Raw genomic sequence first — 467 nt, forward strand, 5'->3', positions numbered from 1 at the left:
GGCGTCGCTCGAAAAGATCCGGAGCGCTGGCATACTGCGCATCGCGGTCTATCGCGATTTCGCGCCTTGGGCGTGGTTGGAAGGCGCAACGCTGCGCGGGATCGACGTCGATCTCGGTACTGCAATCGCGCACAAGCTGGGCGTCAGGCCCGAGTTTCGGGACTTCCTTGCCGGCGACGATGTCGACGACGACTTGCGCAACATGGTGTGGAAAGGCCCCGCCACCGGCGGCACGCTGTCGGACATCATGATGCACGCGCCGTTCGACCGCGCCTTTGCGTTGCGCAACGATCGCGTCGTGATCGTCGCACCCTATTATCGCGAGAGCTTCGCGATCGGCTGCGGCCGCGCGGTCGATTGCGAGGATCCGCCGGCCCGGTTCAAGGGCCACAAAATTGCGGTCGAGCTCAACAGCATTCCCGATTTTTACATGAGCGGCCAATTCGGCGGCGCGCTGCGCAGCGACG

General features: G+C 64.2%; 1 pseudogene. It reads left to right on the plus strand.

Features of this window, described 5'->3' with window-relative positions:
• A pseudogene (locus tag AACY08_RS29375) lies at positions 1–467 on the plus strand (transporter substrate-binding domain-containing protein); the annotation flags it as partial.

This window comes from Pseudomonas sp. EL_65y_Pfl1_R83, assembly GCF_963970695.1.
Lineage (GTDB): Bacteria > Pseudomonadota > Gammaproteobacteria > Pseudomonadales > Pseudomonadaceae > Aquipseudomonas > Aquipseudomonas tritici.